This is a genomic window from Methylobacterium sp. WL69, assembly GCF_008039485.1.
GTDB lineage: Bacteria > Pseudomonadota > Alphaproteobacteria > Rhizobiales > Beijerinckiaceae > Methylobacterium.
The window spans coordinates 19,848-45,757 of sequence record NZ_VRUZ01000015.1 but is presented as its reverse complement, the minus strand read 5'-3'; the positions used below and the strand labels follow the sequence as shown (position 1 = coordinate 45,757).

At 71.5% G+C, this 25,910-nt stretch carries 22 protein-coding genes and 1 pseudogene; 11 read left to right on the top strand and 12 right to left on the bottom strand.

What is annotated here, in order from left to right; translation table 11 throughout:
• Positions 1-12: 12 nt before the first annotated feature.
• Positions 13-492: an acetyl-CoA carboxylase biotin carboxyl carrier protein gene (gene accB / locus FV218_RS07005; RefSeq protein ID WP_056094166.1), complete on the bottom strand. Its 480-nt coding sequence runs from the start codon at positions 490-492 to the stop codon at positions 13-15.
• Between the two features lie 99 nt (positions 493-591).
• Complete coding sequence (locus FV218_RS07000) at positions 592-1,404, bottom strand: DsbA family protein (RefSeq protein WP_056093008.1); 813 nt, start codon at positions 1,402-1,404, stop codon at positions 592-594.
• Positions 1,405-1,574: 170 nt separating this feature from the next.
• On the opposite strand from FV218_RS07000, the gene FV218_RS06995 reads away from it, so the two are divergent.
• The 4 genes and pseudogenes from FV218_RS06995 (at position 1,575) to FV218_RS06980 (ending at position 5,720) form a co-directional block, all read left to right on the top strand.
• Entirely contained in the window at positions 1,575-2,774 is a 1,200-nt protein-coding gene (locus FV218_RS06995) for an aminotransferase class I/II-fold pyridoxal phosphate-dependent enzyme (RefSeq protein WP_147709197.1), read from the top strand.
• Positions 2,775-3,043: 269 nt separating this feature from the next.
• Positions 3,044-3,847 (top strand): annotated as a pseudogene (locus FV218_RS06990) (transglutaminase family protein); the annotation flags it as partial.
• A gap of 250 nt (positions 3,848-4,097) precedes the next feature.
• A complete protein-coding gene (locus FV218_RS06985) occupies positions 4,098-4,772 on the top strand; it encodes a metallophosphoesterase family protein (RefSeq protein ID WP_147709195.1) in 675 nt (224 codons plus the stop codon).
• Positions 4,773-5,156: 384 nt separating this feature from the next.
• The gene (locus FV218_RS06980; protein WP_147709194.1) at positions 5,157-5,720 is read left to right on the top strand and encodes a hypothetical protein; all 564 of its coding nucleotides are present in this window, start codon (positions 5,157-5,159) and stop codon (positions 5,718-5,720) included.
• A 74-nt stretch (positions 5,721-5,794) separates the two neighbouring features.
• Here FV218_RS06980 and FV218_RS06975 read toward each other — a convergent pair whose 3' ends face one another.
• Both FV218_RS06975 and FV218_RS06970 read right to left on the bottom strand, forming a co-directional pair.
• A complete protein-coding gene (locus FV218_RS06975; protein WP_147709193.1) occupies positions 5,795-6,037 on the bottom strand; it encodes a hypothetical protein in 243 nt (80 codons plus the stop codon).
• An 18-nt stretch (positions 6,038-6,055) separates the two neighbouring features.
• Positions 6,056-6,934, bottom strand: a complete 879-nt coding sequence (locus tag FV218_RS06970; RefSeq protein ID WP_056093023.1) for a tetratricopeptide repeat protein — start codon at positions 6,932-6,934, stop codon at positions 6,056-6,058.
• 155 nt (positions 6,935-7,089) lie between these two features.
• Here FV218_RS06970 and FV218_RS06965 point away from each other — a divergent pair, with 155 nt between their 5' ends.
• The gene (locus tag FV218_RS06965) at positions 7,090-8,436 is read left to right on the top strand and encodes a leucyl aminopeptidase family protein (protein WP_246685021.1); all 1,347 of its coding nucleotides are present in this window, start codon (positions 7,090-7,092) and stop codon (positions 8,434-8,436) included.
• Positions 8,437-8,448: 12 nt separating this feature from the next.
• Here FV218_RS06965 and FV218_RS06960 read toward each other — a convergent pair whose 3' ends face one another.
• Both FV218_RS06960 and FV218_RS06955 read right to left on the bottom strand, forming a co-directional pair.
• The gene (locus FV218_RS06960; RefSeq protein ID WP_147709213.1) at positions 8,449-9,378 is read right to left on the bottom strand and encodes an EcsC family protein; all 930 of its coding nucleotides are present in this window, start codon (positions 9,376-9,378) and stop codon (positions 8,449-8,451) included.
• A gap of 5 nt (positions 9,379-9,383) precedes the next feature.
• Positions 9,384-10,850 (bottom strand): MFS transporter, encoded by a 1,467-nt coding sequence (locus FV218_RS06955; RefSeq protein WP_147709191.1) that lies wholly within the window; start codon positions 10,848-10,850, stop codon positions 9,384-9,386.
• A gap of 402 nt (positions 10,851-11,252) precedes the next feature.
• Between FV218_RS06955 and FV218_RS06950 the strand changes: the two genes are divergently transcribed.
• Positions 11,253-12,350, top strand: coding sequence for a PAS domain-containing protein (locus FV218_RS06950; RefSeq protein WP_056094169.1), 1,098 nt, complete (start codon positions 11,253-11,255; stop codon positions 12,348-12,350).
• Complete coding sequence (locus FV218_RS06945; RefSeq protein ID WP_056093034.1) at positions 12,338-12,793, top strand: response regulator; 456 nt, start codon at positions 12,338-12,340, stop codon at positions 12,791-12,793. Before FV218_RS06950 ends, FV218_RS06945 begins: the two co-directional genes overlap by 13 nt.
• 133 nt (positions 12,794-12,926) lie before the next feature.
• Here FV218_RS06945 and FV218_RS06940 read toward each other — a convergent pair whose 3' ends face one another.
• Positions 12,927-13,142, bottom strand: coding sequence for a hypothetical protein (locus FV218_RS06940; RefSeq protein WP_056093037.1), 216 nt, complete (start codon positions 13,140-13,142; stop codon positions 12,927-12,929).
• A 38-nt stretch (positions 13,143-13,180) separates the two neighbouring features.
• On the opposite strand from FV218_RS06940, the gene FV218_RS06935 reads away from it, so the two are divergent.
• Entirely contained in the window at positions 13,181-13,543 is a 363-nt protein-coding gene (locus FV218_RS06935) for a hypothetical protein (protein ID WP_056093039.1), read from the top strand.
• A 63-nt stretch (positions 13,544-13,606) separates the two neighbouring features.
• Here FV218_RS06935 and FV218_RS06930 read toward each other — a convergent pair whose 3' ends face one another.
• The 3 genes from FV218_RS06930 to FV218_RS06920 all read right to left on the bottom strand — a co-directional run bounded on the left by FV218_RS06930 (position 13,607) and on the right by FV218_RS06920 (position 18,082).
• Complete coding sequence (locus tag FV218_RS06930) at positions 13,607-14,263, bottom strand: class I SAM-dependent methyltransferase (RefSeq protein ID WP_187272986.1); 657 nt, start codon at positions 14,261-14,263, stop codon at positions 13,607-13,609.
• 620 nt (positions 14,264-14,883) lie between these two features.
• Entirely contained in the window at positions 14,884-17,529 is a 2,646-nt protein-coding gene (mutS, locus tag FV218_RS06925) for a DNA mismatch repair protein MutS (RefSeq protein WP_246685020.1), read from the bottom strand.
• Between the two features lie 250 nt (positions 17,530-17,779).
• Entirely contained in the window at positions 17,780-18,082 is a 303-nt protein-coding gene (locus FV218_RS06920) for a hypothetical protein (RefSeq protein ID WP_147709188.1), read from the bottom strand.
• Positions 18,083-18,628: 546 nt separating this feature from the next.
• Here FV218_RS06920 and FV218_RS23415 point away from each other — a divergent pair.
• The 3 genes from FV218_RS23415 (at position 18,629) to FV218_RS06905 (ending at position 23,593) form a co-directional block, all read left to right on the top strand.
• Positions 18,629-20,596 carry a methyl-accepting chemotaxis protein gene (locus FV218_RS23415; protein WP_187272985.1) on the top strand — a complete coding sequence of 656 codons (1,968 nt, stop codon included), beginning with the start codon at positions 18,629-18,631 and terminating at the stop codon, positions 20,594-20,596.
• Between the two features lie 85 nt (positions 20,597-20,681).
• The gene (hrpB, locus tag FV218_RS06910; protein ID WP_147709186.1) at positions 20,682-23,162 is read left to right on the top strand and encodes an ATP-dependent helicase HrpB; all 2,481 of its coding nucleotides are present in this window, start codon (positions 20,682-20,684) and stop codon (positions 23,160-23,162) included.
• A complete protein-coding gene (locus FV218_RS06905) occupies positions 23,159-23,593 on the top strand; it encodes a DUF805 domain-containing protein (protein ID WP_147709185.1) in 435 nt (144 codons plus the stop codon). Before hrpB ends, FV218_RS06905 begins: the two co-directional genes overlap by 4 nt.
• A 295-nt stretch (positions 23,594-23,888) precedes the next feature.
• On the opposite strand, the gene cmk is transcribed toward FV218_RS06905, so the two are convergent.
• Complete coding sequence (cmk, locus tag FV218_RS06895) at positions 23,889-24,530, bottom strand: (d)CMP kinase (protein WP_056093058.1); 642 nt, start codon at positions 24,528-24,530, stop codon at positions 23,889-23,891.
• Positions 24,527-25,876, bottom strand: a complete 1,350-nt coding sequence (aroA, locus tag FV218_RS06890) for a 3-phosphoshikimate 1-carboxyvinyltransferase (protein ID WP_147709184.1) — start codon at positions 25,874-25,876, stop codon at positions 24,527-24,529. The genes cmk and aroA overlap by 4 nt, the downstream gene beginning before the upstream one ends.
• Positions 25,877-25,910: the final 34 nt, after the last annotated feature.

The following is a 25,910-nucleotide window of genomic DNA, read 5'->3' as shown; positions in this document are numbered from 1 at the left end:
ATGCCTCGCGCCTCACTCGATGACGAGGAGGGGTTCGCCGAACTCGACGGGTTGGCCGTCCTCGACGAAGACGGCCGTGACGGTGCCGGCGCGGGGGGCCACGATCTCGTTGAAGGTTTTCATCGCCTCGATGAGCAGCACCTTCTCGCCCGCCTCGACCTTGGAGCCGACGTCGACGAACACCTTGGCGTCCGGCGACGGCCGGCGGTAGGCGGTGCCGACCATGGGCGAGGGCACGGCGCCGGGATGGCCCGCGCCCGCCCGGGCCCGCTCCGGCACGGCGCCCGGACCGGCCACGGGCTGGGGCGCCGGGGCCAGGGCGGCCAGCGCCGGGGCGGGGGCCGCCACCTGGACGTGGACGGGCTCGATGCGGCGGGCGACGCGGATGCGCAGGTCGCCCTTCTCGACCTCGATCTCGGTGAGATCCGTCTCGGTGATGAGCTTGGCGAGCTCGCGCACGAGCTCCGGATCGAAGGGATCGTTCTTGGACATCGGCTCCTTGGGCATCGGCTCGGTCGTCGTCAGGCTGGAAGTTTCTGAGATCGGGAGACCAGCGGCCTCCCGACGTCGGGGCGCGCGGGTTCTGTCAGTTCAGCAGCTGGCGTGGCCGCACTGCCGGACGTCGCTGATGGTCTTGCGGATCGGATCGACGCCGACGGCGCCGGGAATGATCTCGTCGCCGATGATGAAGGCCGGGGTGCCGGACAGGCCGAGCTTGTCGCCGAGACTCACGTTCTCGGCCAGGGCCGCCTTGACCTCGGGGCCCTGCGCGTCCTTGGCGAGGCGGGCCGTGTCGAGGCCCATCTCCTTGGCCACCGCCAGGGCGCGCTCGCCCGTCACCCGGCCCTTGGTCTCCAAGAGCTTGACGTGGAAGTCGAACATCTTGTCCGCCTTGAGCTGCTGCTTGGCCGCGAGGGCCAGCTTGCTGGCCTCGAGGGATTCGGCGCCGAGGACGGGGAAGTCGCGCAGGACCACCCGCAGCTTCGGGTCGGACTTAATCAGGGTCTGGATGTCGCCGAGCGCCTTGCGGCAGTAGCCGCAATTGTAGTCGAAGAACTCCACCACGGTGATGTCGCCCGCCGGGTTGCCGACGACGACGCCGTGGGGCGAATTGGTCAGGGTCTCGCGGGATTCCTTCAGGGCGGCGGACTGCGCCAGCTTCTGGGTCTCCTGGGCACGCTTCTCGCCCTCGGCGATGGCCTCCTGCAGCACGTCGGGATTCTTGACGAGGTAATCCTTGACGATGGCCTCGATGGCCTGGCGCTGGGTGTCGGAGAACACCGGGGCCGGCGTGGCCGGGGAAGGTGTCGCCGCGGCCGGGGCGTTCTGCGGGGTGGTCTGCGCCCAGGCGGCGGAGGCGCCGAACAGGACGACGGAGGTGAGAAGGGACCGGAGCAGGGGCATGCGTCCTCGCGGGGGCGACCGGATGGGAAACGCGGCCGGCCTGGAGAGGATCGGACACGAGATCGGGTGCGTCTATCGGCGGGGTTAGGCGTTTTCGCGGCGGCCGGTCAATCGCGCACGGCCGCGCGGCGCGGTTTCCGTCCCGCGCGAAACGGCTTTACGGGGATGCGATGACGGTTTCGCAATCCCCCTCCGCCGGCCTGCCCCCCACCTCGCCCTCGCAGCGCGCCGCCCGCGTCGCGCCGTTCCTCGCCATGGACGTCATGTCGGCCGCCGCCGCCCGCGAGGCGCGGGGCGACGGCGTCGTCCACATGGAGGTCGGCCAGCCCTCGGCACCGGCCCCGCGGGCCGTGATCGCGGCGGCGCAGGCTGCGCTTGCCGGCGGCGCCCTGCCCTACACCCAGGCGCTCGGACTGCCGGCCCTGCGCGCACGCATCGCCCGGCACTACGCCGACACCCACGGGATCGACGTGCCGCCCGGGCGCATCGTCGTCACCACGGGCTCGTCGGCGGGCTTCATCCTGGCCTTCCTCGGCCTGTTCGATGCCGGCGCCCGGATCGCCGTGCCGCAGCCGGGCTATCCCGCCTATCGCAGCATCCTGCACGCCCTCGACCTCGTGCCGGCCGCCCTGCCCCTGGCGGAGGCCGACCGTTACGCCCCGACGAGCGCGGGCCTGCGCGCCCTCCACGCGAAAGACCCGCTGTCCGGCGTGCTGGTGATGAGCCCGGCCAACCCCTCCGGCACGGTCATCGAACCGCACCGCCTCGCCGACCTCTGCGCCACGGCCCGCGCCCTCGGCCTCCGCTTCATCTCCGACGAGATCTACCACGGCCTGAGCTACGGCGTGCCGACGGACACGGCGCTGCGCTACGAACCCGATGCGATCGTCATCAACTCGTTCTCGAAGACCTGGTGCATGACCGGGTGGCGCATCGGCTGGATGGTGGTGCCCGAATGGCTGGTGCGCCCGGTGGAGCGCCTCGCCCAGAACCTGTTCATCTCCGCCCCCTACCTGTCGCAGGTGGCGGCCATGGCGGCGTTCGACGCCGTGGAGGAAGTCGAGGCCGTGCGCGCCGGCTACGCCGCCAACCGCGCCCTGCTCCTCGACGCGTTCCCGGGCCTCGGCCTCGGCCGCACCCACCCGGCGGACGGGGCGTTCTACCTCTATCCCGACGTCTCGAACCTCACCGACGACGCGGCCGGCTTCTGCCGGCGCATGCTCGACGAGGCCGGTGTCGCCGCGACCCCGGGCCTCGACTTCGATGCCGTGGACGGCCACCACCACGTCCGGTTCTCCTTTGCCGGCTCGCACGCCGATTGCGTCGACGCCGTGCGACGCCTGCGGGACTGGCGGCGCCTGTGGGGTTGACGGGGCCGGGTGGGCTGGCCCCCTTCCTGCATGCGCCCGGTACAACGGACGACGGATCGTGAACCGGCACGGTGCGGCGCCGGCTTGCCACGGGGCGGCGGGCTCTGCATCCTGCCGGGCTTCACGCTGGGCCGGGTGTTCGGAGAAGTCTCCGACCCACGAACGATTCAGTGGCGTCGCTGCAACGAAGATCTGTTGCGGGCGTTTTCTGTTCTATCCCTGATTTCGACAGGTCCGTCTCGGGCCTGCACTGGAGCATAGCGGCCATCATGAAGATCCGGACCGGTTATGCCATCACCTACGAGACGTTCCAGCCGACCCCGATGATGTTCCTCCTCAGCGTCCATCCCTCGCGGGCGGCGGACATCCTCACGCCGGAGGTGATGACGTTCGATCCGCCCGTGGACGCACACCAGTACCGCGACGCCTTCGGCAACGTCACCACCCGCATCCTGGCGCCGGCCGGCCGCATCACCGTGTCGACGGACTTCCTCGTCCACGATTCCGGCGAGCTCGACCCCGTGGTGGCGGACGCGGTCCAGCATCCCGTGCAGGACCTGCCCGACGAGGCCATGCGCTTCCTCCTCGGCAGCCGCTACTGCGACACCGACAAGCTCTCGAACATCGCCTGGGAGCTGTTCGGCGCCGGACCGGAGGGCTGGGCCCGGGTCCAGGCCGTGTGCGACTTCGTCAACGCCCACATCAAGTTCAACTATCAGGACGCCGACGCCACCCGCTCGGCCCACGACGCCTACACCCAGCAGCGCGGCGTCTGCCGCGACTACGCCCACCTCGCCGTCGCGTTCTGCCGCTGCCTCAACATCCCGGCCCGCTACTGCACCGGCTACCTCGGCGACATCGGCGTGCCGGTGGTGCCGCCGCCGGACTTCTCGGCCTGGTTCGAGGTCTATCTCGGCGGCGCCTGGCACACCTTCGACGCCCGCAACAACCGCCGCCGCATCGGCCGCATCGTCATCGCCCGCGGCCGCGACGCCACGGACGTCGCCATCTCGACGAGCTTCGCCACGGCCCTGCTCCTGCGCTTCGACGTCCACACGGACGAGGTCCTGGAGGCGGGCGAAAAGCCGACGCCGATCCTCACGGCGGCGGAAGCCGCCGCCGTTCCCATGAAGGGCGACCCAGCCAAGCCCGACCCTGCCGCCGCCGTGCCGGCCCGCGCGGTGGAGAAAGCCGCCGTTCCGCCCGGCGCCGCCTTAGGCAAGGTGCCCGAGAGTCCCAAAGTGCCCGAAGCTCAGAAGGCACCCGAGGCGCAGAAGACCCCGAAAACGACCGGCCTGACGAAGGTCGCCTGACCGGCGCGGCGTGTCCACCGGCCTGACCTACGCCATCGGCGACATCCACGGATGCGCCGGGGCCCTGCGGCGCCTGCTCGCCGCCATCGAGGCGCACCGGGCCGGCGCCCGGCGCCGCCTCGTCTTCCTCGGTGACTACATCGACCGCGGCCCCGACAGTGCCGGCGTCGTCGCGACCCTGCGCGCCCTGCAGGACGCCGAGCCCGACGCCGTCACCTGCCTCATGGGCAACCACGAGAGCCTGATGCTGGCCGCCTATCGCGACGGCTTCGGCACCGCGCCCTGGCTCGAGAACGGCGGGGTGGCGACCCTCAAATCCTACGGCACCCGCGATCCGCAGGCCCTGCCCCACGACGTCCTGAACTGGATGTCGGCCCTGCCGACGGTCTCGGAGGATTCGCGGCGCTACTACGTCCATGCCGGCTTCCGCCCCGGCCGGCCCGGCATCGATCCCGACGTGCCGACCTGCCTGTGGGTCCGCGAGCCGTTCCTGTCGGCGGATTACGATTTCGGCCGCCACGTCGTCCACGGCCACACGCCGCAACTGAGCGGCCGGCCGGACCTGCGCCGGCACCGGACCAACCTCGACACCGCCTGCGTCTTCGGCGGCACCCTCACGGTGGGGGTGTTTTCCGACGCGCAGGACGGGCCGGTGGACATTCTGCAGGTGGCCGCGGAGGGGTAGCGCCCCGGCCGGCGCATCGTGGCCCTCGCTGTCGGCCATCGGGCGGATGTGTGAATCCGGGAGGGCCCGCGCGGGGGAGACGGGTCCTGTTCCGCCCGGCGCCGCCGTCACCGAGACGCCCGAGAACACCAGGATGCCCGAGAACGCCCGCCGGCCCGACCGGACGGCGCGGCGCCCACCGGCCGCGCCATCGGCGACACCCACGGATGCGCCGAGGCCCTGAGGCGGCGGCTCGCCGCCATCGCGGCCGTTCCTCAAGCTCAGTGCAAACAAGACCCGTGGCCTCGACTGACTATCCGGATCGATTAACACGATCTTATATCATGATCGCGAGAATGGGACTTGATAAAGCGAACCATCGAGGGATCGCGACGAGGAGCGACCATGTCCCTGAGCCAGATTTCCGCCCGGCCCAGCACAGCCCATATGCTGCTGCAGGCGAGCCCGACCAATTCCGCGAAGCCCCAGTCCGACGCCACGATCGAGATCGTCAAGTCTATAAACGGCATCGCGACCAATTGGGGTGCCGCAGCCAAGCAGGTTTCGGGCGTCGCCTTCACCTTCACGATCAGCCAGGCCGTATGGGAGGAGGCGCAGAAGCCCCAGCCCCAGCGGGCCATTGTCCTGTCCGGCATAGGCGGCGGCGAGGTCGTCGAGCGTTTCGACTCCTGGGAAGCGCTGGAAGCGCGCATCCGAACGGACAGGACGATGAATGATGGACAGAAGACCGAATGGTTGAATCGGGTCTCTCAGATGAAAAAAAGCTCCCTTGAAGCCGACGAATATTATAAATCAGATCTTTTTCTTGGCCTCAAGTCTGGAACTCTTCTGCCGGCTTTGAAGGCCGCGACAGAAAAGTATCTCGCTGAACACGCAGTCGATGATGATATCTACGATACTACAAATACAGAACCCTATAGATTTTTCTCGCGGAATTCCGATTCCTGACGAGAACTTCCGTATTTTCATTTCACTTCGTATGAAGATCCTGCACAACACGCGTTGTGCAGGATCGATCCGTTTTACAGGAACACGAGATCGGTTGCGCTGATCGCGGATGGCGAGACGCCGGACAGAAGAACGTTCGACGCATTGTCGAATTCGAGCAGTGCGGACCCTCGATAATTGTAGAGGATGGCATTCGTGATCGAGGGGCCGATCACGATTTTATCCGAGCCGGGCACAAAATCCGAGATCACATCACTCCCACCGTTGGCATCGAACCGGAAGACATCCGCACCCGCGCCACCAGGGGGAGCCTGCAAGCACGGCCGCCGGACGGATCAGCCCCGTCCGGCGGGCTTGCCGGCGGGCTTGGCCTTCGCGTCCGAGGCCTTGATGGCCTTCCAGGCGTTCGGCTGGGCGACGACGGCGCGGAGGGCGGCGGTGTTGGCGGCGGCCTCGTCGGGGGACAGGTCCTGGCGGGACACGGCCTCCGCGTCGGAGAACTTGCCCTGGAGGCCGTAGACCAGGGCGAGGTTCTGGCGGACGCGGGCATCGGCGCGCGGCTGGGCGGCGGCGCGCTGCAGGGTCGCCTCGGCGGCGTCGAGGCGCTTGGCGAGGGCGTAGGACAGGCCGAGATTGGACAGGATCACCGGATCGTCGGGCTGGATCTTGAGGGCGGCCTCGTAGAGCTCCTGGGCGCGGGTGTGGTCGCCGAGCTGGTCGGCCACCGCCCCCTGGGCCGAGAGCACGCGCCAGTCCGGCTGGGCCGCCGTGTGGGCGTTCTGGAGCACGTCGGCGGCCTCGGCGAAGCGGCCGGCTTCGGCGAGACTCTTGCCGTAGGCCGCGAGCACGGCGGTGTTCTTGGGATTGCGCAGGGCGATCTGCTGCAGCACCGCCACGGCCTGGGAGCGCTGGCTCGTGGCGCGCAGGGCCTGGGCGTAGCGCAGGGCCAGGGCGACGTCGCCGGGATCGGCGGTGTAGCGCTCGCCGAGCGCTTCGACGTCGCGGCGGGACACCACGTTGGACGGCTTGCGGCCGAAACCGGGCAGGCCGAGTCCTCCAAGGGAATTCGTGCCACCGGAGGACTCGGTCCCGCCGATGGAGCCCGTGGTCTCGGGTCCGCTCGACCGGTTGCAGGCGCTGGCGAGGACGGCCAGTCCGACGACGGCGCCGATCCGCACGGCCCTGCGAGACGCTTCCAAACGCGGCCTGACCATCACGCGACTCCGCTTCCCCACGGCCGGCGCGCTTCCCGCCACCGGTCGGCCGGTGATAGACCGTTAACCCTAAGCGGCGGTTAACCCCGCCCCCGCCTCCGAGGAGCCCGACCCTGTCCCAGCTGATCGCCCGCGCGCCGGATTCCACGCACCTCATCCCGGTCACCTGCGTCGGCGGTCCCGACTGGCCCGGTGTCGAAGCCGGCCTCGATCCGCGCGAGGCCGCCTATGCCCGTGCGACGGAGTTCGCGCCGAAGGCCGGCCGCCTCGCCCTGCTGCCGGGGCCGGACGGCGGCCTCGCCCGGGTGCTGTTCGGGCTGGGCGAGCCGGGACCGGGCCGCGACCGCCTGCTCGTCGGCAAGCTGCCCGGCGCGCTCCCCGCCGGCACCTACCGCCTCGAAGGCCCCGTCGACGGCACGGAGGCGAGCCTCGCCTGGCTCCTCGGCGGCTACCGCTTCGGCCGCTACCGCGCCGCCGGTCCGGCGGGCGTCCCGCCCCGCCTCGTCGCCCCCGAGGGCGTCGATGCCGAGGCGGTGATGCGCATCGCCGCCGCCGTGGCCCTGGGGCGCGACCTCGTCAACACCCCGGCCAACGACCTCGGCCCCGCCGAGATCGAGGCGGCGGCCCGCACCCTCGCCGAGGCCCACGGCGCCGCCGTCGCGGTGGTGTCGGGCGAGGCCCTGGAGAAGGACTTTCCCCTGGTCCACGCCGTGGGCGCCGCCTCCCCGCGGGCGCCGCGCCTCATCGACCTGACCTGGGGCGATCCGGCGGCCCCCCGCGTCACCCTCGTGGGCAAGGGCGTGGCGTTCGACACCGGCGGCCTCGACATCAAGCCGTCCGCCGGCATGCTGCTCATGAAGAAGGACATGGGCGGGGCCGCCGCGGCCCTCGCCGCCGCCGCCATGGTGATGGGGGCGGGCCTGCGCCTGCGCCTGCGCGTCCTCATCCCGGCGGTGGAGAATTCCATCTCGGGCGCGGCCTTCCGGCCCGGCGACGTGATCCGCAGCCGCGCCGGCCTCACGGTGGAGATCGGCAACACCGACGCCGAGGGCCGCCTCGTCCTCGCCGACGCCCTGGCCCTGGCGGATGCGGAGACGCCCGACCTCCTCATCGACTTCGCCACCCTGACGGGGGCGGCCCGCGTGGCGCTGGGGCCCGACCTCCCGGCCTTCTTCACCGAGGACGACGCCCTCGCCGACGCCGTCGCGGCGGCGGGCGCGGCGGTGGCCGATCCCGTGTGGCGCCTGCCCCTGCACGCGCCCTATGCGGGCCTGCTCGACTCGAAGGTGGCCGACCTCAACAACGCGCCGGGCGGCCCCTTCGCCGGGGCGATCACCGCCGCCCTGTTCCTGCGCCGCTTCGCCCCCGGCACGAAAGCGCACGTGCATTTCGACCTGTACGGCTGGAACCCGTCGACCAGGCCCGGCCGGCCGGAGGGCGGCGAGGTCCAGACCGCCCGCCTCGTCCACGCCCTCCTGGCGGCGCGGTATCCGGCGGCCTGAACCGCCACCGGCTCAGGCGGCGGCGGTGGCGGACTTCTCGGCCTCGTAGGCCGTGCGCACGAGGGCGGCGCCGTAGGTCCGCTCCAGGCGGCGCACGGTGAAGTGCGCCCGGGCCATGGCCTGGAAGTGGTCCATGAAGGCGGCGTTGACGGCGGCGCCGCCGACGGCCCCGAGGATCGGCACCGCCTGCGCCGCCACCTTCTGCGAGACGACGATTCCGAACCGCGCGGCGATCTGCGCCGAGAACCGGATCAGGGCCGGGGCGGCCTCGTCGAGGAGCGCGCGGTTGCCGGCGTAGCGGGCGGCCTCCGCCATGGTCTTGGCCAGGGCCGCCCGCACGGCGAAGTAGCTGCTCTCCGTGAGCGGGGTCTCGCTCCCACGTCCGCCCAGGGCGAAGACCTGCACGCAGGCCAGCGCGTTCTCCGGGTCGGCCAGATCCTCGCCTTCCTCGCGGGCGATGCCCGCGATGGAGCGCAGCATCAGGGTGGTGGAGAGGGGCAGTTCCACCGCCAGGGTCGCGAGGCCGAAGGCGCCGCCGACGGCGCCCGAGACCGCCGCCATGGCCTTGTGGGCGAAGTCGCTCGACGGCAGCATCCGGCCGAGGCGGCGCGCCGTGCTCGACGGCGCCGCGACAGTGTCCACGAGGTCGGTGCCGGCGGGCACCAGGGTCTTCTGCGCCTCCGGCAGGGTGGCGAGCGCCACCCGCAGGGCCGTGTGCATGGCGCCCTCGGTGGCCCGCGACACGGCGCCGGTGACGGCCTCCGGCAGGGCGCGGCCGATCATGTCGAGGGGCGCGCCGGCGGCGGCGGACAGGCGTGCGGCCAACCCCGGATTCTCGAGGGTGCGCACGGCCCGGCGCAGGGCGGCGGCGTCCGCGTCGCTCAAGGCCGCGTCGCCGGCGGCCACAGGGGCGGTGTCGGAGGAAAGGTCGACGGGGGAGATGTTGCTCACGTCTGCGGTCTCATGTCTGGGCCGGGCGCCGGAGCGCCGCGGCGGTCGGGAGGAGCAAGCCCGGGGCCGCCGGGATGGTTCCCGCCGGAGGCGTCCGGCTCGGCCGGGTCCGGCGGAACCGCGTCCGTCGCGGCGGCCTCCGCCGCCCGCGCGGCGCTGCGCTCGCCGGCCCGGCCGACGAACAAGCACAGGATCACCACGGGGATGCCCACCGCCGCCGTGAGGGCGAAGAACACAGGGTAACCGTAGGCCGCCACGATGTAGCCGGAGGTGCCGGCGACGAGCTTGCCCGGCAGGGCGTAGAGCGAGGAGAACAGGGCGTACTGGGTCGCGGCGAAGCCCGGTGCGGTGAGGCTCGACATGTAGGCGATGAGGGCCATGCCGGCGAAGGAGCCGCAGAAATTGTCGATGGAGATCGCCGCCGTCAGGCGCCACACCTCCGGGCCGCCGAAGGACAGCCACGAGAAGGCGAGGTTCGAGGCGGCGCCGAGGAAGGCGCCGACCACGAGGGTCGGGAACAGGCCGAACCGCTGCATCGCCCAGCCGCCGACGAAGGCGCCGGCGATGCCGACCCAGATGCCGTAGAGCTTCGACACGGCGCCGATCTCGGTGAGGGTGAAGCCGACCTTGAAGTAGAGCGGGCTCGCCATCACGCCGGAGATGAAGTCCGGCATCCGGTAGAACGCCACGAGGACGAGGATCGCCCACAGGCCGACGCCGAGGCGCCGATGCAGTTCGGCCAGGGGCTCCAGCACCGCGCCCCGGAAGCTCCAGACCTTGGCCGGACGGCCGGCGGCCGCCTCGACGGCGGCGGCGGCGCGGGCCTCGTCCCCCGTCCGGTCGAAGGCGGGGGCGAGGAGCGCGGCCACGAGGCCGACGAGCATCAGGGCCGCCATGAGCAGGTAGGCGGCGCGCCAGCCGTAGGCGTCGGCGAGGAACAGGGCGCCGGCCCCCGCCGCCATGAGGCCGAAGCGGTAGCCGAGGTTCGAGGTCGCCGCGAGGACGCCCTGGAGGTCGGTGCCGGCGGCGTCGATGCGCCAGCCGTCGATGACCACGTCCTGGGTGGCGGCGCAGAACGCCAGCAGGAAGGCGCCGAGGCCGAGGAGCACGAGGCTCGTCGCCGGGTCGGCGAACGCCATCAGGGCCAGGGCGGCGGCGACGGCCGCCTGCGTCATCACCATCCAGGCGCGCCGGCGCCCGAGGCGGCGGGTCAGCCCCGGCACGTCGAACCGGTCGATGAGGGGCGCCCACAGGAACTTCAGGGTGTAGGGCAGCGCGACGTAGCTGAAGAGGCCGATGGCCTTGATGTCCACGCCCGAATAGGCGAGCCGCGTCGAGAAGGTGCCGAGCACGAGGAGCAGGGGCAGGCCCGACGAGAAGCCGAGGGCCAGCATCAGCCCGATGCGCGGGTCCGCGGCGAGATCGCGCAGGCGCAGGGAGCTACGCACTCGGCTGGTCGCCATGGGATGGAACTCCTGTCAGGCCCGACGCTTACTTCGGACGAGCGTCGCGGGTTGCGACCATGACCAGCCGCGCGGTCGAGCGGCCGTTCCGGCCGCGGTCGCCGGACCAACCTCAGAAATGGCCGATAACTTGTTAACAGGGTGCGTTCAAACTGTCCGTCTGCCAATCGGCACCTTGCGCCCCGGTCCGTCCGTGGGGTGCAGTCCGATCGTCGGCGGTGCGACGCCGTGCTTGACCGGGATGCCCCATGTGACGAACCGTCTCCCGCATCCCGCACCCATCCGGCCGACGTCGAGCCGGCCATGACGGACGGTCGCACCTTCGACACCCAGGGCCCGTCGCAGCAACCTGATTCGCCCCAGGGCCGGACTTCGCCCGAGGGCCACTCGCACCTTGAGGGCATGACCCTCGTCTCCGCCTTCGCCGAGAGCCCGACGCCGATGGTGCTGACGCAAGCCCGCGGCGGCGACCACGCCATCGTCTGGGTCAACGCGGCGTTCCTGGCGATGACGGGCTACGCGCGGGACGAAATCGTCGGTCGCGATTGCCGGATGCTCCAGGGGCCGCAGACGGACCCCGAGACCGTGGCGCGCATCCGTGCCGCCCTCGCGGCGGGGCGCACCTTCGAGACCGAGCTCGTGAACTACCGCAAGGACGGGTCGTCGTTCTGGAACGGCATGACCCTCTCGCCCGTGCGCGACGGCGCCGGCGCCATCACCCACTACTACGCGGCGCAGGCCGACATGACGGGCAAGCACAGCCTCGAAGTCGCCATGACCCACGCCAACCACGATCTCGAGCGCCGCGTCGCCGAGCAGACGGCGGACCTGCGCGCTGCCCTGGAGCAGAAGACCGCCCTGCTCCACGAGGTCGATCACCGGGTCAAGAACAACCTCCAGGTGATCTCGTCCCTGATGCTGCTGAAAGCGCGGCGCACCCCCGAGGGCGAGGCCCGCGCCGCCCTCAACGGCATGGCCGAGCGCATCGGCGCCCTCTCGACGGTGCACCGCATGCTCTACTCCGCCGGCGACGTGACCCGGTTCAACCTGCAGGAATTCGCCGACGACTTCCTCGGCGACCTCGTCGCCGGCCTCGACGGCGAGCGCACGGCCGTGAGCGCGGCCATCGATTCCATGGCGGTCTCGGCCGCCATGGCGGCGCCGCTCGCCCTGATGCTGCACGAACTGGCGACCAACGCCGTGCGCCACGCCTTCCCGGACAACCGGGCCGGCCGGGTCAGCATCACGGCCCGGCGCCGGGACGGGGCGCTGCACATGCTCATCGAGGATGACGGCGTCGGCCTGTCCGCCACCGTCCCGAATCCGGCCGGCTTCGGCCGCTCCCTCGTCGAGATGGTGGTGCGCCAGCTGCGCGGCACCATCGCGTGGAGCGAGACCGCGCCGGGCACCCGGGTCGAGATCAACGTGCCCCTCGACGCGATCTCCCTCAGCGAGGCCGTGCCCGATCCAGACGTCGAGGTTCCCCGATGGGCCACGTGACCCCGACGCCGCCCCTGCGCATCCTCGTGGTCGAGGACGAGGTGCTCATCGCCCTCGAGCTCGAATGCCTGCTCGACGACCTCGGCCACGTCACCGTGGGGGTCGCGGGCTCCTCGCAGGAGGCCATCGCCCTCGGTCTCGCGACCCATCCGGACGTCGCCCTGGTGGACATCCACCTCATCGACGGACCCACGGGCGTCGCCGTGGCCCGGGCCCTCAGCGCCGACCCGCACACCACGGTGGTGTTCATGACCGCCAACGCCAAGCGCATCCCGGACGACTTCGCCGGGGCCCTCGGGGTGATCGCCAAGCCGTATTCCGAGCGGGTGGTGGCCGGGGCCCTGCGCTACGTCGCCGACCGCCGCGCCGGCCACGCCGCGAGCCTCGAAGGCCTCGACGGATTTCGATTGGCCGCCGACGGGTCGGAGCGGCTGCACCACTGAGGGCAGTTTCGCGCCGGGTGCCGGTTTCTTGGGGTCGGGTTTCCTAAATTCGGGTTTCCTGGGTTCGGCTCGGGCCTACGGCCGATGGTCGGCCCATCGCGCGTCCCTCCACTCCGACGTGAAGCGTGCTCCATCAAACTCCGGGATCGAACATCTGGAGCGGGTCGCCAACGACGACCGCGAGATCATCGTCGTGGAGGCCAACCACGACATCGGCCTGGACCGATACATCCGAGAGGGCCGCGACCGGCACGACGCTCCGAACATCCGCCTGGGCCTCAAGCTCGAAGATGCGATGCTGGATCACCGCGCACAGGTCGCCGTCGCCTTGGACGCCGATCAGGCGCACCGCGCTTCTCTTTGGTCGAGCATGCCATACGGGGTGCTGTGAGTGATCCGAAGGGTGTCTCATGGGCCTATGACGGCTCCAGCCGACTGCTCGACGGCATCGACGTCGGGCACCATGGCTTCCGCGGCGTCAACGGGTCGAAGGCATCGGTTCAGGGCCTCGCGAAGACCGGCCGGACGATGACCATCGGGCGCGTTCACTCGCCGGAGATCAACGAGGGCGTCTATGCCGGCGGCGCGCTCCGGCTCCAGCAGGGGTACAACAAGGGACCGAGCACCTGGGCTGTCAGCCACGTCGTGCCGTACCAGGATGGCGCCCGGTCGATCCTCACGCTGCAGGACGGCCGGTGGAGGGCAGGGGAGAAACCTCGGGTCTCGATCTCCTCAGCTCGCGTTGCCTGAGGGCTTGCAGGAAGGCAAATGAAAAGCCGGCCCTGGTGGCCGGCTTTTCCTGATCGGATCGACCTACCCGAAGCTGTAGAACTTCGTGCCCCAAAGCGTCTGCTCAATGGCCTTGTCGCCCCTGTTCCTGTGTTCGATGAAGAACCTCGGCCGATCTTCGGACTGATCCGACTCGGCGTATTCGGCTATAGCCTTCTTGAAGGATTTGAGCTTGTGCGGACGGCATAGGAAGAGCTTGTTTGAAAACATCGCGAACGGCACGAGCGCTCTCGGATTGTTGAAGAACCGATGCACGCCCTCATTCACACCTATGGCGACGGGATTGAAGAAGTCGTCCACTGCCACGAAACCGTCCGGGTGTAGTATTTCCTCGGTCAGACGCAGATCCCACAGAACATCCGACGCTTCATGAGATCCGTCGACGGAGATAAACCGGGCCAGCTTGCCGTCGAATTCGTCGAGCAGAGTCCTGGCGGTGTAGGCCGTCGAGTAGGCGTTGATGAAACGATACGGCGCGCCCGGCACGTTGGCATGCAGCCTGTCGTTTACAGTGGCTTCGTCAATCCAGAGGAACGGATCTAGTCCGATCACAGGGTCACCACTTCTGTGGCCGCTTCGCATCAGGACCGAGAAGTATCGCCCTGCACAAACACCGATCTCGAACAGGACGCCGCGCGTACCCTGGGAGTCCTGGTAGTCCAGAAGACCCATGGTCGCCATGGCTGCGTATCTTATCAGCCATCCTTCGTTTAGTGCCACAACCTTGTCGTGGTATTCAGCATGCGAGTACGAAAACAAAGAAGACATTTAAAAATACCATATTAGAACACGAATCTGCTCCGTAGAAGGTTGTAATCTACAACCCTCACGCGATCCTCGTATTATCAGACGCCTTGATCAGGACTTCGCGTCACCCCGTCTGCCGGTGAAAGTGATCTAGCGGTACGCATCCTCTCGCTTCCAGATGAGAGTCGTCCATACGTCCGTAAGGCGGGCGTCACAACAATGTCCGATGGTTCAGCATTAAGCAAGCCGTGCCGTCTGTCTGAAGGTCTTGGATCGATTCCGACGTGCGGGTCGAGAAATCCCGTTTTGGACCGTCATCGGAACGTCTTCGCCAAGCGCAACGGGCTCCCTCTCTTGGAAGGAGAGGGTTGGGGTGAGGTGTGCGAACTCTCCGAATAAGTCCCACACCTCGCCCTGTCCCTCTCCTTCCAGCAGAGGGGACCCGAGCATCCCGCCATCTCTTGGACACGACGATATAGATAAAAATTTATCTTGAAATAGGATAGGTATATCGTTGCTTTACTTGAGAATTTGTCCTGCAGCTGATGAGTCGATCACCCGTCCCGCGCCGCCTTCAGGCGATACAGCGCTTCCAACGCCTCGCGCGGGGTGAGCGCGTCGGGGTCGATCTCGTCGAGCACCCGGCGCAGGCCGTCCTCGCGCGGGGCCTCTTCCAGGGGCGGGGCCGAGAGGGCGGCGAAGAGCGGCAGGTCGTCGATGCGCGGGCGGGTCGGGCGGTCGCGCTCGGACTTTTCGAGGTTCTTCAGGATGGCGCCGGCCCGGGCGATCACCCCCGGCGGCAGGCCGGCGAGGCGCGCGACCTGGAGGCCGTAGGAGCGGTCGGCCACCCCCGGCACCACCTCGTGCAGGAACACCACGTTGCCCTTGTGCTCGGCGACCTTCAGGGTGGCGTTGTCGAGGTGCGACAGGCGCTGGCCCAAAGCCGTCAGCTCGTGGAAGTGGGTGGCGAACAGGGCGCGGCAGGCGTTCTTCTCGTGCAGGTGTTCGAGGCAGGCCCAGGCGATGGACAGGCCGTCGAAGGTCGCCGTGCCGCGCCCGATCTCGTCGAGGATCACGAGGGAGCGCCGGGTCGCCTGGTTCAGGATCGCGGCGGTCTCGACCATCTCGACCATGAACGTCGATTGCCCGCGGGCCAGATCGTCGGCGGCCCCCACGCGGGAGAACAGCCGGTCGACGAGGCCGAGATGGGCTGACGCCGCCGGCACGAAGGCGCCGATCTGCGCCAGGACGGCGATGAGGGCGTTCTGGCGCAGGAACGTCGACTTGCCGCCCATGTTCGGGCCGGTGACGAGGCGGATGCGGCCGCGCCCCTCCCCCGACAGGTCGCACGCGTTGGCGATGAACGGCGCCCCCGAGAGCCGCAGGGCCGCCTCGACCACGGGGTGGCGCCCGCCCGTGACGGCAAAGCCGTAGCCGTCGTCGACCACCGGGCGGCGCCAGTCGCGCTCGACGGCGAGGTCGGCGTGGGAGGCGGCGACGTCGAGGGCCGCCAGGGCCTCGGCCACGGAGGCGATGGCGGCGGCCTGGGCCAGGGCCTCGCCGGACAGCGCGTCGAACACCGCCGATTCGAGCTTGAGCGCCCGGTCGGAGGCGCCCGAGATGCGGCCTTCCAGATCGCCGAGCTCGACGCTGGTGAAGCGCATGGCGTCGACCATGGTCTGGCGGTGGATGAAGGTCTCGCGCATCAGCCCCTTGAGGCAGCCCTCGCCCACGGCCTGGGGCACCTCGATGTAGTAGCCGAGCATGTTGTTGTGCTTGATCCGCAGGGTCCGGCAACCGGTTTCCTCGGCGTAGCGCGCCTGGAGCGCCGCGATGACCTTGCGGGAATCCTGGCCGAGCACGCGGGTCTCGTCGATCTCCGCCGAATAGCCCTCGCGGACGAAGCCGCCATCGGTGCGCTTGAGGGGCAGGTCGTCGGCGAGGGCGGCGCTCAGGTGAGCCACGAGGCCGGCATCGACCTGTGCCAGACGCTCGCCGAGGGCGGCGAGGTCGTCGGGCAGGCCGTCGAGGGCGGCGAGCTGCGCCGCCAAGCCCTGCGCGGCGTCGAGGCCGTCGCGGAGGGCGGCGAGGTCGCGGGGGCCGCCGCGCCCGAGGCCGAGGCGCGACAGGGCGCGGGCGAGGTCGGGCGCCCGCGCCAGGATCTCGCGAAACGTTCTTCGCGAGACGCCCTGCTCGGTCAGCCACGCCACGGCGGCGTGCCGCCGTTGGATCGCGAAAAGGTCCGTGAGCGGGCCGGCGAGGTGTTCGGCCAGCAGCCGCGCCCCGCTCGCCGAGACCGTGCGGTCGATGGCGTCGAGGAGGCTGCCCCGGCGCTCGCCCGACAGGGTCCGGGTGAGTTCGAGGTTGGCCCGCGTCGACGCGTCGATGGCGAGGGTCGCCCCGGCGGTCTCGCGGGTCGGCGGCGACAGGGTCGGGCGCGCGCCGATCTGGGTGCGCTCGATGTAGAGCAGGGCCGCGCCCGCCGCCGCGAGCTCGGCCCGGCCGAACTGGCCGAACCCGTCGAGGGTCGACACCCCGAACTGCGCCTTGATCCGCCGCTCGGCCGCCGCCGGCTCGAGCTCGGCCTGGGCCAGCGGCGTCACGGGAGCGGGAATCTCGCGCCACAGGCGGGCGAGGGCCGGATCGGCGTGGATCGTCTCCGACAGGACGATCTCGCGGGGCTCGTGCCGGGCGATGGAAGAGGCGAGCTCGGCGGCCGGCACTTCGCTCAGGCCGAACCGCCCCGTGGAGATGTCGAGGGCGGCCAGACCATAGACGTGATCCGCCTCGCCCTTGCCGGTCCTGGTCCGGCCGATGGCGAGCAGGACGTTGGCGCGGGCCGGATCGAGGAGGCGGTCCTCCGTGATGGTGCCGGGGGTGACGAGGCGGACGACCTCGCGCCGGACCACGGATTTCGGCCCGCGCTTCTTGGCCTCCGCCGGGTCCTCCGTCTGGGCGCAGACGGCGACGCGGTGGCCCAGCGCGATGAGGCGGCTGAGGTAGTCGTCGGAGCGCTCCACCGGCACGCCGCACATGGGGATGTCGGCGCCGCCGTGCTTGCCGCGCTTCGTCAGGACGATCCCCAGCGCCCGCGAGGCGATCTCGGCGTCCTCGAAGAACAGCTCGTAGAAGTCGCCCATGCGGTAGAACAGCAGGCAGTCGGTGTTGGCGGCCTTGATCTCGATGTACTGCGCCATCATCGGCGTGGCGCCGGCCGTATCGAGCACCGCCGCGCTGGTGGTGTAGTCCGACGGGGCGGAGCCGGTCTTCGGCACGGAGCGGGCGGGACGCTGTTGCATGGCGCCAGCCTAGCAGACCCGGGCGGACCTGATCAGCGCGGGCGCCCCACTGCCCTGGGGAGAAGGGTGGACAAGGGACCAACGAAAAGGGCCGGCGCTCGCGCACCGGCCCCCTTCATCCGACCTGACCGGCCGGCGTGGTGGAAAAAACTCAGTAGCGCGGGCCGCCCGTGGTCTGGCCCTTCTGCTGCATGAAGCCCGGCTGCTGCGGGTTGCGCGAATTCGGGTTGCTGCCCATGCGCGAGGCCGGCATGCGGCGCATGTGGCGGCCGTGGCCCATGCCGCGGTGGCGCATGCCCTGGTAGTGGCGGTGACGGTAGGCGGCCTCGTCGACCGCGTGATCGCCGCCGACGATGGCGGCGCCGACCGGCAGGGCCGGGGCGGCGGAGGCGGCGGTCATTCCGAGGGCGCCGAGCAGGGTGCTGGCGGCGAGTGCGATGGCGATCTTGGTCATGCGGTTCGTCTTTCGTCGATGCGCCCCGCGGGCGTCGGGGCATCAAGTCGCCGGTCCGGATTCCGTTCCCGGGGATTCGGTCGCGAATCGCCGCCAACGGCCTGAAACCACTGAATTTTTTCGTCGTGAACGCGGGATTAAGTACTCCGCCGCGGTTTCGGCGCCGAATCCCGCCGCCACGGCCGCGCCGGAACCAGCGGGTCGCGGCGTGGGCCGCGCGTCCGTCGGGCCGATGCGGCCGGTGGCACCGTCGTCCCCAACAACGCGACGGTTCGGAAGGCTTTGGATGCGCACCCCCGCGCGGACGCGGACGGCGAGGACTGTTTCGCGTGGTCGGGCGGGAGGGGAAAAGCTCGCCGTCACCCGCAGGACTAGGCGGCGACGTCGTTTGTCGGTCCAAAAGTCTTCTTCGTCTTTCCTTGTCGTCCGTGACGAAATAGAGCGGGACCTTTAATCGATGGCGATCTGGATAAAGCGGGTCGCCGCGGCGGAAAATTAATTGTTACCCGTCTAATGTCCCGCTGGTTTCAGGGACTTGCCGCCGCCATGAGAGTGCCCACCCTCCGGTTCGACCTGCGGTTCCAGATCGCCGCCCTCGGCGTCGGCGGCGTACTGACCCTCGGCATCGTGTCGTTCGTGGCCGCGCACGCGCAGGCGCGCTACCAGCAGGTCGCCGATGCGAGCCTGCACCTGCAGGAGCAGATCTCCGCCGTCGCCGACGACCTCCTCGCCGCCCGTCAGATCGAGACGGAGTTCCTGCTGCGCCGCCGGGACGCCCTCATCGGCCGGCGGCAGGCGGCGGTCGCCCGGGCGGGGGAGCGCCTCGGCGCCGTCGAGGACCTCGTCGCGTCCCTCCCGGCCGACGACCCCCTGCGCAAGGCCGAGGTGATCCGCGCCGGGCTCGACATCTACGCCATCCGGTTCCAGAACGTCGCCGCCGCCCAGCGCACCCTCGGCTTCACCGAGCGGGACGGCCTGCAGAACGCCCTCCGCACGGCGGTGCACGCCGTGGAGCAGCGCCTCTTCGCCTTCGACCAGCCGCGCCTGTCCGTGCTGATGCTGATGATGCGCCGGCACGAGAAGGATTTCATGCTGCGCGGCGAGGACAGGTACGCCGACGAGCTGCGCGAGCGGGTGTCGGAGTTCGAGGCCGCGCTTCCGGCCTCGTCCCTGGCGCCCGCCGTCAAAGCCGAGATCGCCGGCCTGATCAAGGCGTATGAGAGCCGCTTCCTCGCCTATGCGGCGGGCGCCTCGAGCCTCCGGGAAGAGGCGGACGATCTCGCGGCGATCTACGGACGCCTGGAGCCGTTCGTCGCCGAGGTGAAGCGGGCGGGGCAGGCCGATTACGCGCGGGCGCAGGCCGAGAGCGCGACGTCGCGGGCCCGGTTCGCCGACCTGCTCTGGGCGATCGTCGGCCTGACGATCCTGTGCGCCGCGTCCCTGTCCTGGTGGGTCGGGCAGCGCATGTCCGGGCCGCTCCGGACCATGGCGCGGGCGATGGAGCGCCTGGCCGGGGGCGACCTTTCCGTGAGCGTGCCGCGCCTGGAGCGGCGGGACGAGATCGGGGCCATCGCGCGGGCCTTCGCGATCTTCCAGGCGAAGATGGTCGAGAACGACGGCCTGACCCGCGCGCAGGCGGCGGCCCGGAGCCGGGGCGAGGCCGAGCGCAAGGCGGCCGTGCGGGGGATGGCCGATGGCTTCGAGCGCGCCGTGAGCGGCATCGTCGGCCTCGTGGCGTCGGCGGCCACCGAACTCCAGGGCACCGCGGAAGGCATGGCCGGCACGGCCACCGAGACGGCCCGGCAATCCGGCACCGTGGCGGCGGCCGCCGAGGAAGCCGCCGCCAACGTCGATTCCGTGGCCGCCGCCGCCGGGGAGCTCGGCGCGTCCGTCGAGGAGATCGCCCGCCGGGTCCGGGGATCGGCCGGCCTGACCCAGGTCGCCGTCGGCGAGGCGGCCGAGACGGCGCGGCTGATGCAGGACCTCGACGGCGCGGCGACGCGGATCGGCGACGTGGTGACCCTCATCGCCGCCATCGCCGGGCAGACCAATCTGCTGGCGCTGAACGCGACCATCGAGGCGGCCCGCGCCGGAGAGGCGGGCCGGGGCTTCGCCGTGGTCGCCACCGAGGTGAAGGACCTGGCCGGCCAGACCGCCCGCGCCACCGCCGAGATCAACGGCCAGATCGGCCGCATCCAGGGCGCGACGGCGCGGGCGGTCTCGGCCATCGACGGCATCGCGGCTCGCATCCGGGAGATCGACGGCGTCGCCAGCGCCATCGCGGCGGCGGTCGCGGAGCAGGGGGTGGTCACGCGGGAGATCGTCCGCAACGTCACCCAGGCGTCCCTCGGCACGGGCGCGGTGACCGGCACCATCGTGGGGGTGGCCCGCGCCGCCGAGGAAACCGGTGCGGCGGCGAGCCAGGTGCTGTCGGCGGCCTCCGAACTGTCGCGGCAATCCGAGCATCTCGCCGGCGAGGTCGGACGCTTCCTCGCCACCGTGCGGGCGGCCTGAACCGGGACGCGTCCGCGGCCGGTTCGCGCCGTCATCCGCTCCGCCGGCTTGCGGCAACGCCCGGTTCGCGGCACCAGCATGGGCGATGTCCGTGCCTCCCATGCCCGATCTGCCCATCGAAGCGGTGCTGCCCGCCCTCGGGGAAGCCCTCGCGGCCCGCGCCGCCTGCGTCCTCGTGGCCCCGCCCGGCGCCGGCAAGACCACCCGCGTGCCCCTCGCCCTCCTCGACGCCCCATGGCTCGCGGGCCGAAAGATCGTCCTGCTCGAACCGCGCCGCCTCGCCGCGCGCGGGGCGGCCGAGCGCATGGCCCGGACCCTCGGCGAGCGCGTCGGCGATACGGTGGGCCTGCGCGTGCGCCTCGGCTCCAAAATCTCCGCCCGCACCCGCATCGAGGTGGTGACCGAAGGCGTCTTCACCCGGATGATTTTGGACGATCCCGAGCTCTCGGGCATCGGCGCCGTGCTGTTCGACGAGTTCCACGAGCGCTCGCTGGACGCCGATCTCGGCCTCGCCCTGGCCCTCGACGCGCAGGCCGGCCTGCGCGAGGACCTGCGCATCCTGGTGATGTCGGCGACCCTCGACGGGGCCCGCGTCGCCCGTCTGCTGGCCGACGCGCCGGTGATCGAATCGGAGGGCCGCGCCTTCCCCGTCGAGACCCGGTACGCCGAGCGCGACCCCAACCGGCGCATCGAGGAGGCCATGGCGGACGCGATCCTGCGGGCCCTGCGCGCCGATCCGGGGTCGGTCCTCGCCTTCCTGCCCGGTCAGGGCGAGATCCGCCGGGTCGCGACCCTGCTCGCCGACCGCCTCGACGACGGCACGGACGTCGCCCCCCTGTACGGCGCCCTGCCGCCGGCCGAGCAGGACCGCGCCGTGTCCCCGGCGGAGCCCGGCCGGCGCAAGGTCGTGCTCGCCACCAGCATCGCCGAGACCTCCCTCACCATCGAGGGCGTGCGCATCGTCGTCGATTCCGGCCTGTCGCGGGTGCCGGTCTACGAGCCGGGGATCGGCCTGACCCGCCTCGTCACCGCCCGGGCCTCGCGCGCCTCCGTCGATCAGCGCCGGGGCCGCGCCGGCCGCACGGAGCCGGGGGTCTGCCACCGCCTGTGGTCGAAGGCGGCGACGAACGCCCTCGAGCCGTTCGGGCGCCCGGAAATCCTCGCCGCCGACCTCGCGGGCCTCCTGCTCGACTGCGCCGCCTGGGGCGTCGCCGACCCCACCACCCTCGCGTTCCTCGATTCCCCGCCGGCCCCGGCCCTCGCGGAGGCCCGCGCCATGCTGCGCGACCTCGACGCCCTCGACGGCGACGGTCGCCTCACCGCCACGGGCACGGCGCTCCGCGCCCTTCCCCTCCCCCCGCGCCTCGCCCGGATGGTGGTGGGCGCCGCCGGGCACGGCCGGGCGCGCGAGGCGGCGGATCTGGCCGCCGTGATCGTCGAGCGCGGCCTCGGCGGCGACGCCGTCGACCTCGGCGACCGGGTCGACCGCTACACCAGGGACCGCGGCCCCCGCGCACAGGACATGCGCCGCCTCGCCCAGGGTTGGGCGAAGCAGGCGCAGGCCTTCGTGGCCGAGGTCAAAGCCGCCCCCGCCGATCTCACCGAGCCCGGTCCGCTCCTGGCCCTGGCCTATCCCGACCGGGTGGCGCGGGCGCGGGGCCGCGACGGCGAGTTCGTCATGGCCAACGGCCGGGCCGGGCGCCTCGACCCGGCCATCGCCCTTGCCCGCGAACCCTTCCTCGTGGTCGCCGACATCGTCGGCACCGCCGCCAAGGCCCGGATTCTGGCCGCCGCCCCCATCGGTCTCGAGGCCATCGAGGCGCTGTTTCCGGAGCGCATCGCCGCCATCACCCAGGTGGCCTTCGACCGGGACGCCCGGGCCCTGCGGGCGCGGGCCCTGCGCCGCCTCGGCCCCCTGACCCTCGGCGAGCGCATCCTGCCGGTCCCGCCGGACGCCGAGTCCGCCGCGATCCTGGCCGGGGGCATCGCGGAGATCGGCCTTGCCGCCCTCCCCTGGCCTCCGGCCCTGTCGCAATGGCTCGCCCGCCTGCGCTTTTTGCGCGCGGCCGATGCGTCCTGGCCCGACCTGTCGGACGCGGCCCTCGCGGCGACCGTCGACGACTGGCTCGCCCCCGAGATCGTCGGGCGCCTGACCGTGGATTCCATCACCGCCGACGATCTCGGCCGGGCGCTGCACGCCCTGCTGCCGTGGGACCTGCGCGCCCGCCTCGACACCGAGGCGCCGACCCATGTCGCGGTGCCCACGGGCTCGCGCATCCCCCTCGACTACGCCGCCGAGGGCGGGCCGGTGCTGGCGGTCAGGGTGCAGGAGCTGTTCGGCCTCGAACGCCACCCGTCGATCGCCGGCGGCCGGGTACCCCTGGTGCTGCACCTGCTCTCGCCGGCCTCGCGGCCGATCCAGATCACCCGCGACCTGCCCGGCTTCTGGCGCGGCTCGTGGAGCGCCGTGCGCGCCGAGATGCGCGGACGCTATCCGCGCCATCCCTGGCCCGAGGACCCCGTCGCCGAACCGCCGACCCGGCGGGTGAAGCCGCGCGGCACATGAAGTTTTTTGGAATACTTGGACGCGCCTTCGACCCGCGCGGGCGGATGTCGGTGGCGGCCTATCGCCGGTTCGTGGTGCGGACGATCCTGACCGGCGCCGTCCTACTCTGCCTCGGCATCTGGCTCGCCGCCCTCGGCGCGCGCTGGCCGGCGATCCTCACGGTCGCGGCCCTTCCCGCGATCGGGCTCATGGCGCTGGCCGCCACGGCCCGCCGCCTGCACGACCGCGACCGCTCCGCCGGATGGCTCGCCGTCTGGGGCCTCGCCCAGGCCCTGGGCTTCGCGCCCCTCGACCGGTTCGTGGAGTCCGACCCCCTCCCGGTGATCGGCCTGCTCGTGGCGATGCTGGGGGTCTCGGTGTGGTTCTTCCTGGAGACCGTCCTGCGGCGCGGCACGCCCGGCCCCAACCGCTTCGGTGCGGCGGGGGATTGAGGGGCCTCGGATGGGCGCCTTCGCCATCGTTCATCGAACCGGCGAAGCTTCTGCGCGCACCCCCTCGCCCCGCCTGCGGGGAGAGGGACGCGTCTCCCCCTTGGTGGGGAGCGCGTCGAGGCGGCAGCCGACGGTGAGGGGGATTCGTCGGAGGAGGCTCCTCCGGAATCACCCCCTCACCATCGCTGCGGCTGCGCCTTCGCTCGCCGCAGGCACGACGGGGTGCCTGCGGCCCTCTCCCCGCCTGCGGGGAGAGGGGGATGCGCGCAGCCGTGCCGTCTCACAAGAGGAGGAGCTAATGCGGCCGAGCGCGGTCGATGACGTCGCGCGCCGCCGCGAAGGCGGCGTCGGCGTCGAGGTCCGTGGTGTCGAGCACCACGGCGTCGGCGGCCGCCTTGAGGGGGGCGGTGGAGCGCTGGGCGTCGCGGGCGTCGCGGGCGACGATGTCGTCGAGGATCGCCCCGAGGCTGGTGGTCTCGCCCCGGCGCTGGAATTCGAGGTGGCGCCGGCGTGCCCGCTCCTCGGGGGCCGCCGTGATGAACAGTTTGACCCGGGCCTGGGGACACACGACGGTGCCGATGTCGCGCCCGTCCAGGACCGCGCCGGTGCCGTTGCCGGCGAAGCGCTGCTGCCACGCGAGCAGCGCCGAGCGCACGGCCGGCACCGCCGAGATGCGCGAGGCGGCCTCGCCCATGGCCCGGTCGCGCAGGCGCGGGTCGGCGAGGCGGTCGGCGATGAGGCCGGCGGCGGCCCGCGCCGCGGCCTGATGGTCGTCGAGGTTGCAGCCGGCGTCGATGACGGTGAGGGCCACGGCCCGGTAGAGCAGGCCGGTGTCGAGGTGCGGCAGGCCGTAATGGGCGGCGATGCGCTTGGCGAGCGTCCCCTTGCCGGAGGCCGCCGGCCCGTCGATGGCGATGACCAGAGGAATGTCGCTCATGGCGCGATCCGTCCGCCCAGCGCCTGCATGGTCGGCAGGAAGCTCGGGAAGCTCGTGGCGATCATGGCGCCGTCATCGACCGTGACGGGCTCGCGGGTGGCGAGGCCGAGGACGAGGAACGCCATGGCGATGCGGTGATCGAGATGCGTCGCCACGGTGCCGCCGCCCTTCGGGGCGGTGCCGTCGCCGTGGACCACGAGGTCGTCGCCCTCGACGATGTGGGCGATGCCGTTGGCCTTCAACCCGTCGGCCACCGCCGCGAGGCGGTCGGATTCCTTCACCCGCAGCTCGTGCAGGCCGTTCATCCGGGTGGTGCCCTCGGCGAAGGCCGCGGCGACGGCCAGGATCGGATACTCGTCGATCATCGCCGGCGCCCGCTCGGGCGGCACGTCGACGCCGTGCAGGCGGCTCGCCCGCACGCGCAGGTCCGCCACGGTCTCGCCGCCCTCGTCGCGCTCGCGCAGGCGCTCGATGTCGGCGCCCATCTCCATGAGGGTGGTGATGAGGCCGGTGCGGAGGGGATTCATCATCACGCCCTCGATGACGACCTCTGAGCCCGGCACGATGAGGGCCGCCACCAGGGGGAAGGCCGCCGAGGACGGATCGGCCGGCACCACCACGTCTGTGCCGCGTAAGGTGGGCTGGCCCGTGAGCGCGATGGTGCGGCCGTGGCCCTCCGGCCCGTGGGCGGTGACCTCGACATGGGCGCCGAACAGCCGCAGCATCCGCTCGGTGTGGTCGCGGGTGGCGGCCGCCTCGATCACCGTGGTGATGCCGGGGGCGTTGAGGCCGGCCAGCAGCACCGCCGACTTGATCTGCGCCGAGGCCACCGGCGTCTCGTAGGTGATGGGGATCGCCTCGCGCGGGCCGCGCAGGGTCAGGGGCACGCGCCCGCCCTCCTGCTCGCTCACCACTTCCGTTCCCATGCGGACCAGGGGATCGAGGATGCGGCGCATGGGGCGCTTGCGGAGGGATGCGTCGCCGTCGAACGTCGCGGTGACGGGCTGGCCGCCGACGACCCCCATCATCAGGCGCGAGCCCGTGCCGGCATTGCCGAAATCGAGGATGTCCGCCGGATCGACGAGGCCGCCGAGGCCGACACCGACGATGCGCCAGCGACCCTCGCCGAGGCGCTCCACCGTGGCGCCCAGCGCCTCCGCCGCCGCGGCCGTGCGCAGGACGTCGTCGCCCTCGAGCAGGCCCTCGACCCGGGTCTCGCCGATGCTGAGCAATCCCAAAATCATCGCCCGGTGCGAGATCGACTTGTCGCCCGGCGGCCGGAGCGAGCCCTGGAGGGCGAGGCCCGCCGTGGCGGTGAGGGGTTGGGGCGCGGAATCGTGTGACACGGGCTGGGGACTTTTCGGCTTCGCGGGGTGTGGT

Coding starts and splice junctions, on each gene's coding strand:
- mutS (WP_246685020.1), bottom strand. CDS start 17,529: ATGATGGCGCAGTACATCGAGATCAAGGCCGCCAACACCGACTGCCTG.
- FV218_RS06995 (WP_147709197.1), top strand. CDS start 1,575: ATGACGGTTTCGCAATCCCCCTCCGCCGGCCTGCCCCCCACCTCGCCC.
- FV218_RS06955 (WP_147709191.1), bottom strand. CDS start 10,850: ATGGCGACCAGCCGAGTGCGTAGCTCCCTGCGCCTGCGCGATCTCGCC.
- FV218_RS06930 (WP_187272986.1), bottom strand. CDS start 14,263: ATGGCGACCATGGGTCTTCTGGACTACCAGGACTCCCAGGGTACGCGC.
- cmk (WP_056093058.1), bottom strand. CDS start 24,530: ATGAGCGACATTCCTCTGGTCATCGCCATCGACGGGCCGGCGGCCTCC.
- accB (WP_056094166.1), bottom strand. CDS start 492: ATGTCCAAGAACGATCCCTTCGATCCGGAGCTCGTGCGCGAGCTCGCC.
- FV218_RS23415 (WP_187272985.1), top strand. CDS start 18,629: ATGAGAGTGCCCACCCTCCGGTTCGACCTGCGGTTCCAGATCGCCGCC.
- FV218_RS06950 (WP_056094169.1), top strand. CDS start 11,253: ATGACCCTCGTCTCCGCCTTCGCCGAGAGCCCGACGCCGATGGTGCTG.
- FV218_RS06970 (WP_056093023.1), bottom strand. CDS start 6,934: ATGGTCAGGCCGCGTTTGGAAGCGTCTCGCAGGGCCGTGCGGATCGGC.
- FV218_RS07000 (WP_056093008.1), bottom strand. CDS start 1,404: ATGCCCCTGCTCCGGTCCCTTCTCACCTCCGTCGTCCTGTTCGGCGCC.
- FV218_RS06980 (WP_147709194.1), top strand. CDS start 5,157: ATGTCCCTGAGCCAGATTTCCGCCCGGCCCAGCACAGCCCATATGCTG.
- FV218_RS06945 (WP_056093034.1), top strand. CDS start 12,338: ATGGGCCACGTGACCCCGACGCCGCCCCTGCGCATCCTCGTGGTCGAG.
- FV218_RS06920 (WP_147709188.1), bottom strand. CDS start 18,082: ATGACCAAGATCGCCATCGCACTCGCCGCCAGCACCCTGCTCGGCGCC.
- hrpB (WP_147709186.1), top strand. CDS start 20,682: ATGTCCGTGCCTCCCATGCCCGATCTGCCCATCGAAGCGGTGCTGCCC.
- FV218_RS06905 (WP_147709185.1), top strand. CDS start 23,159: ATGAAGTTTTTTGGAATACTTGGACGCGCCTTCGACCCGCGCGGGCGG.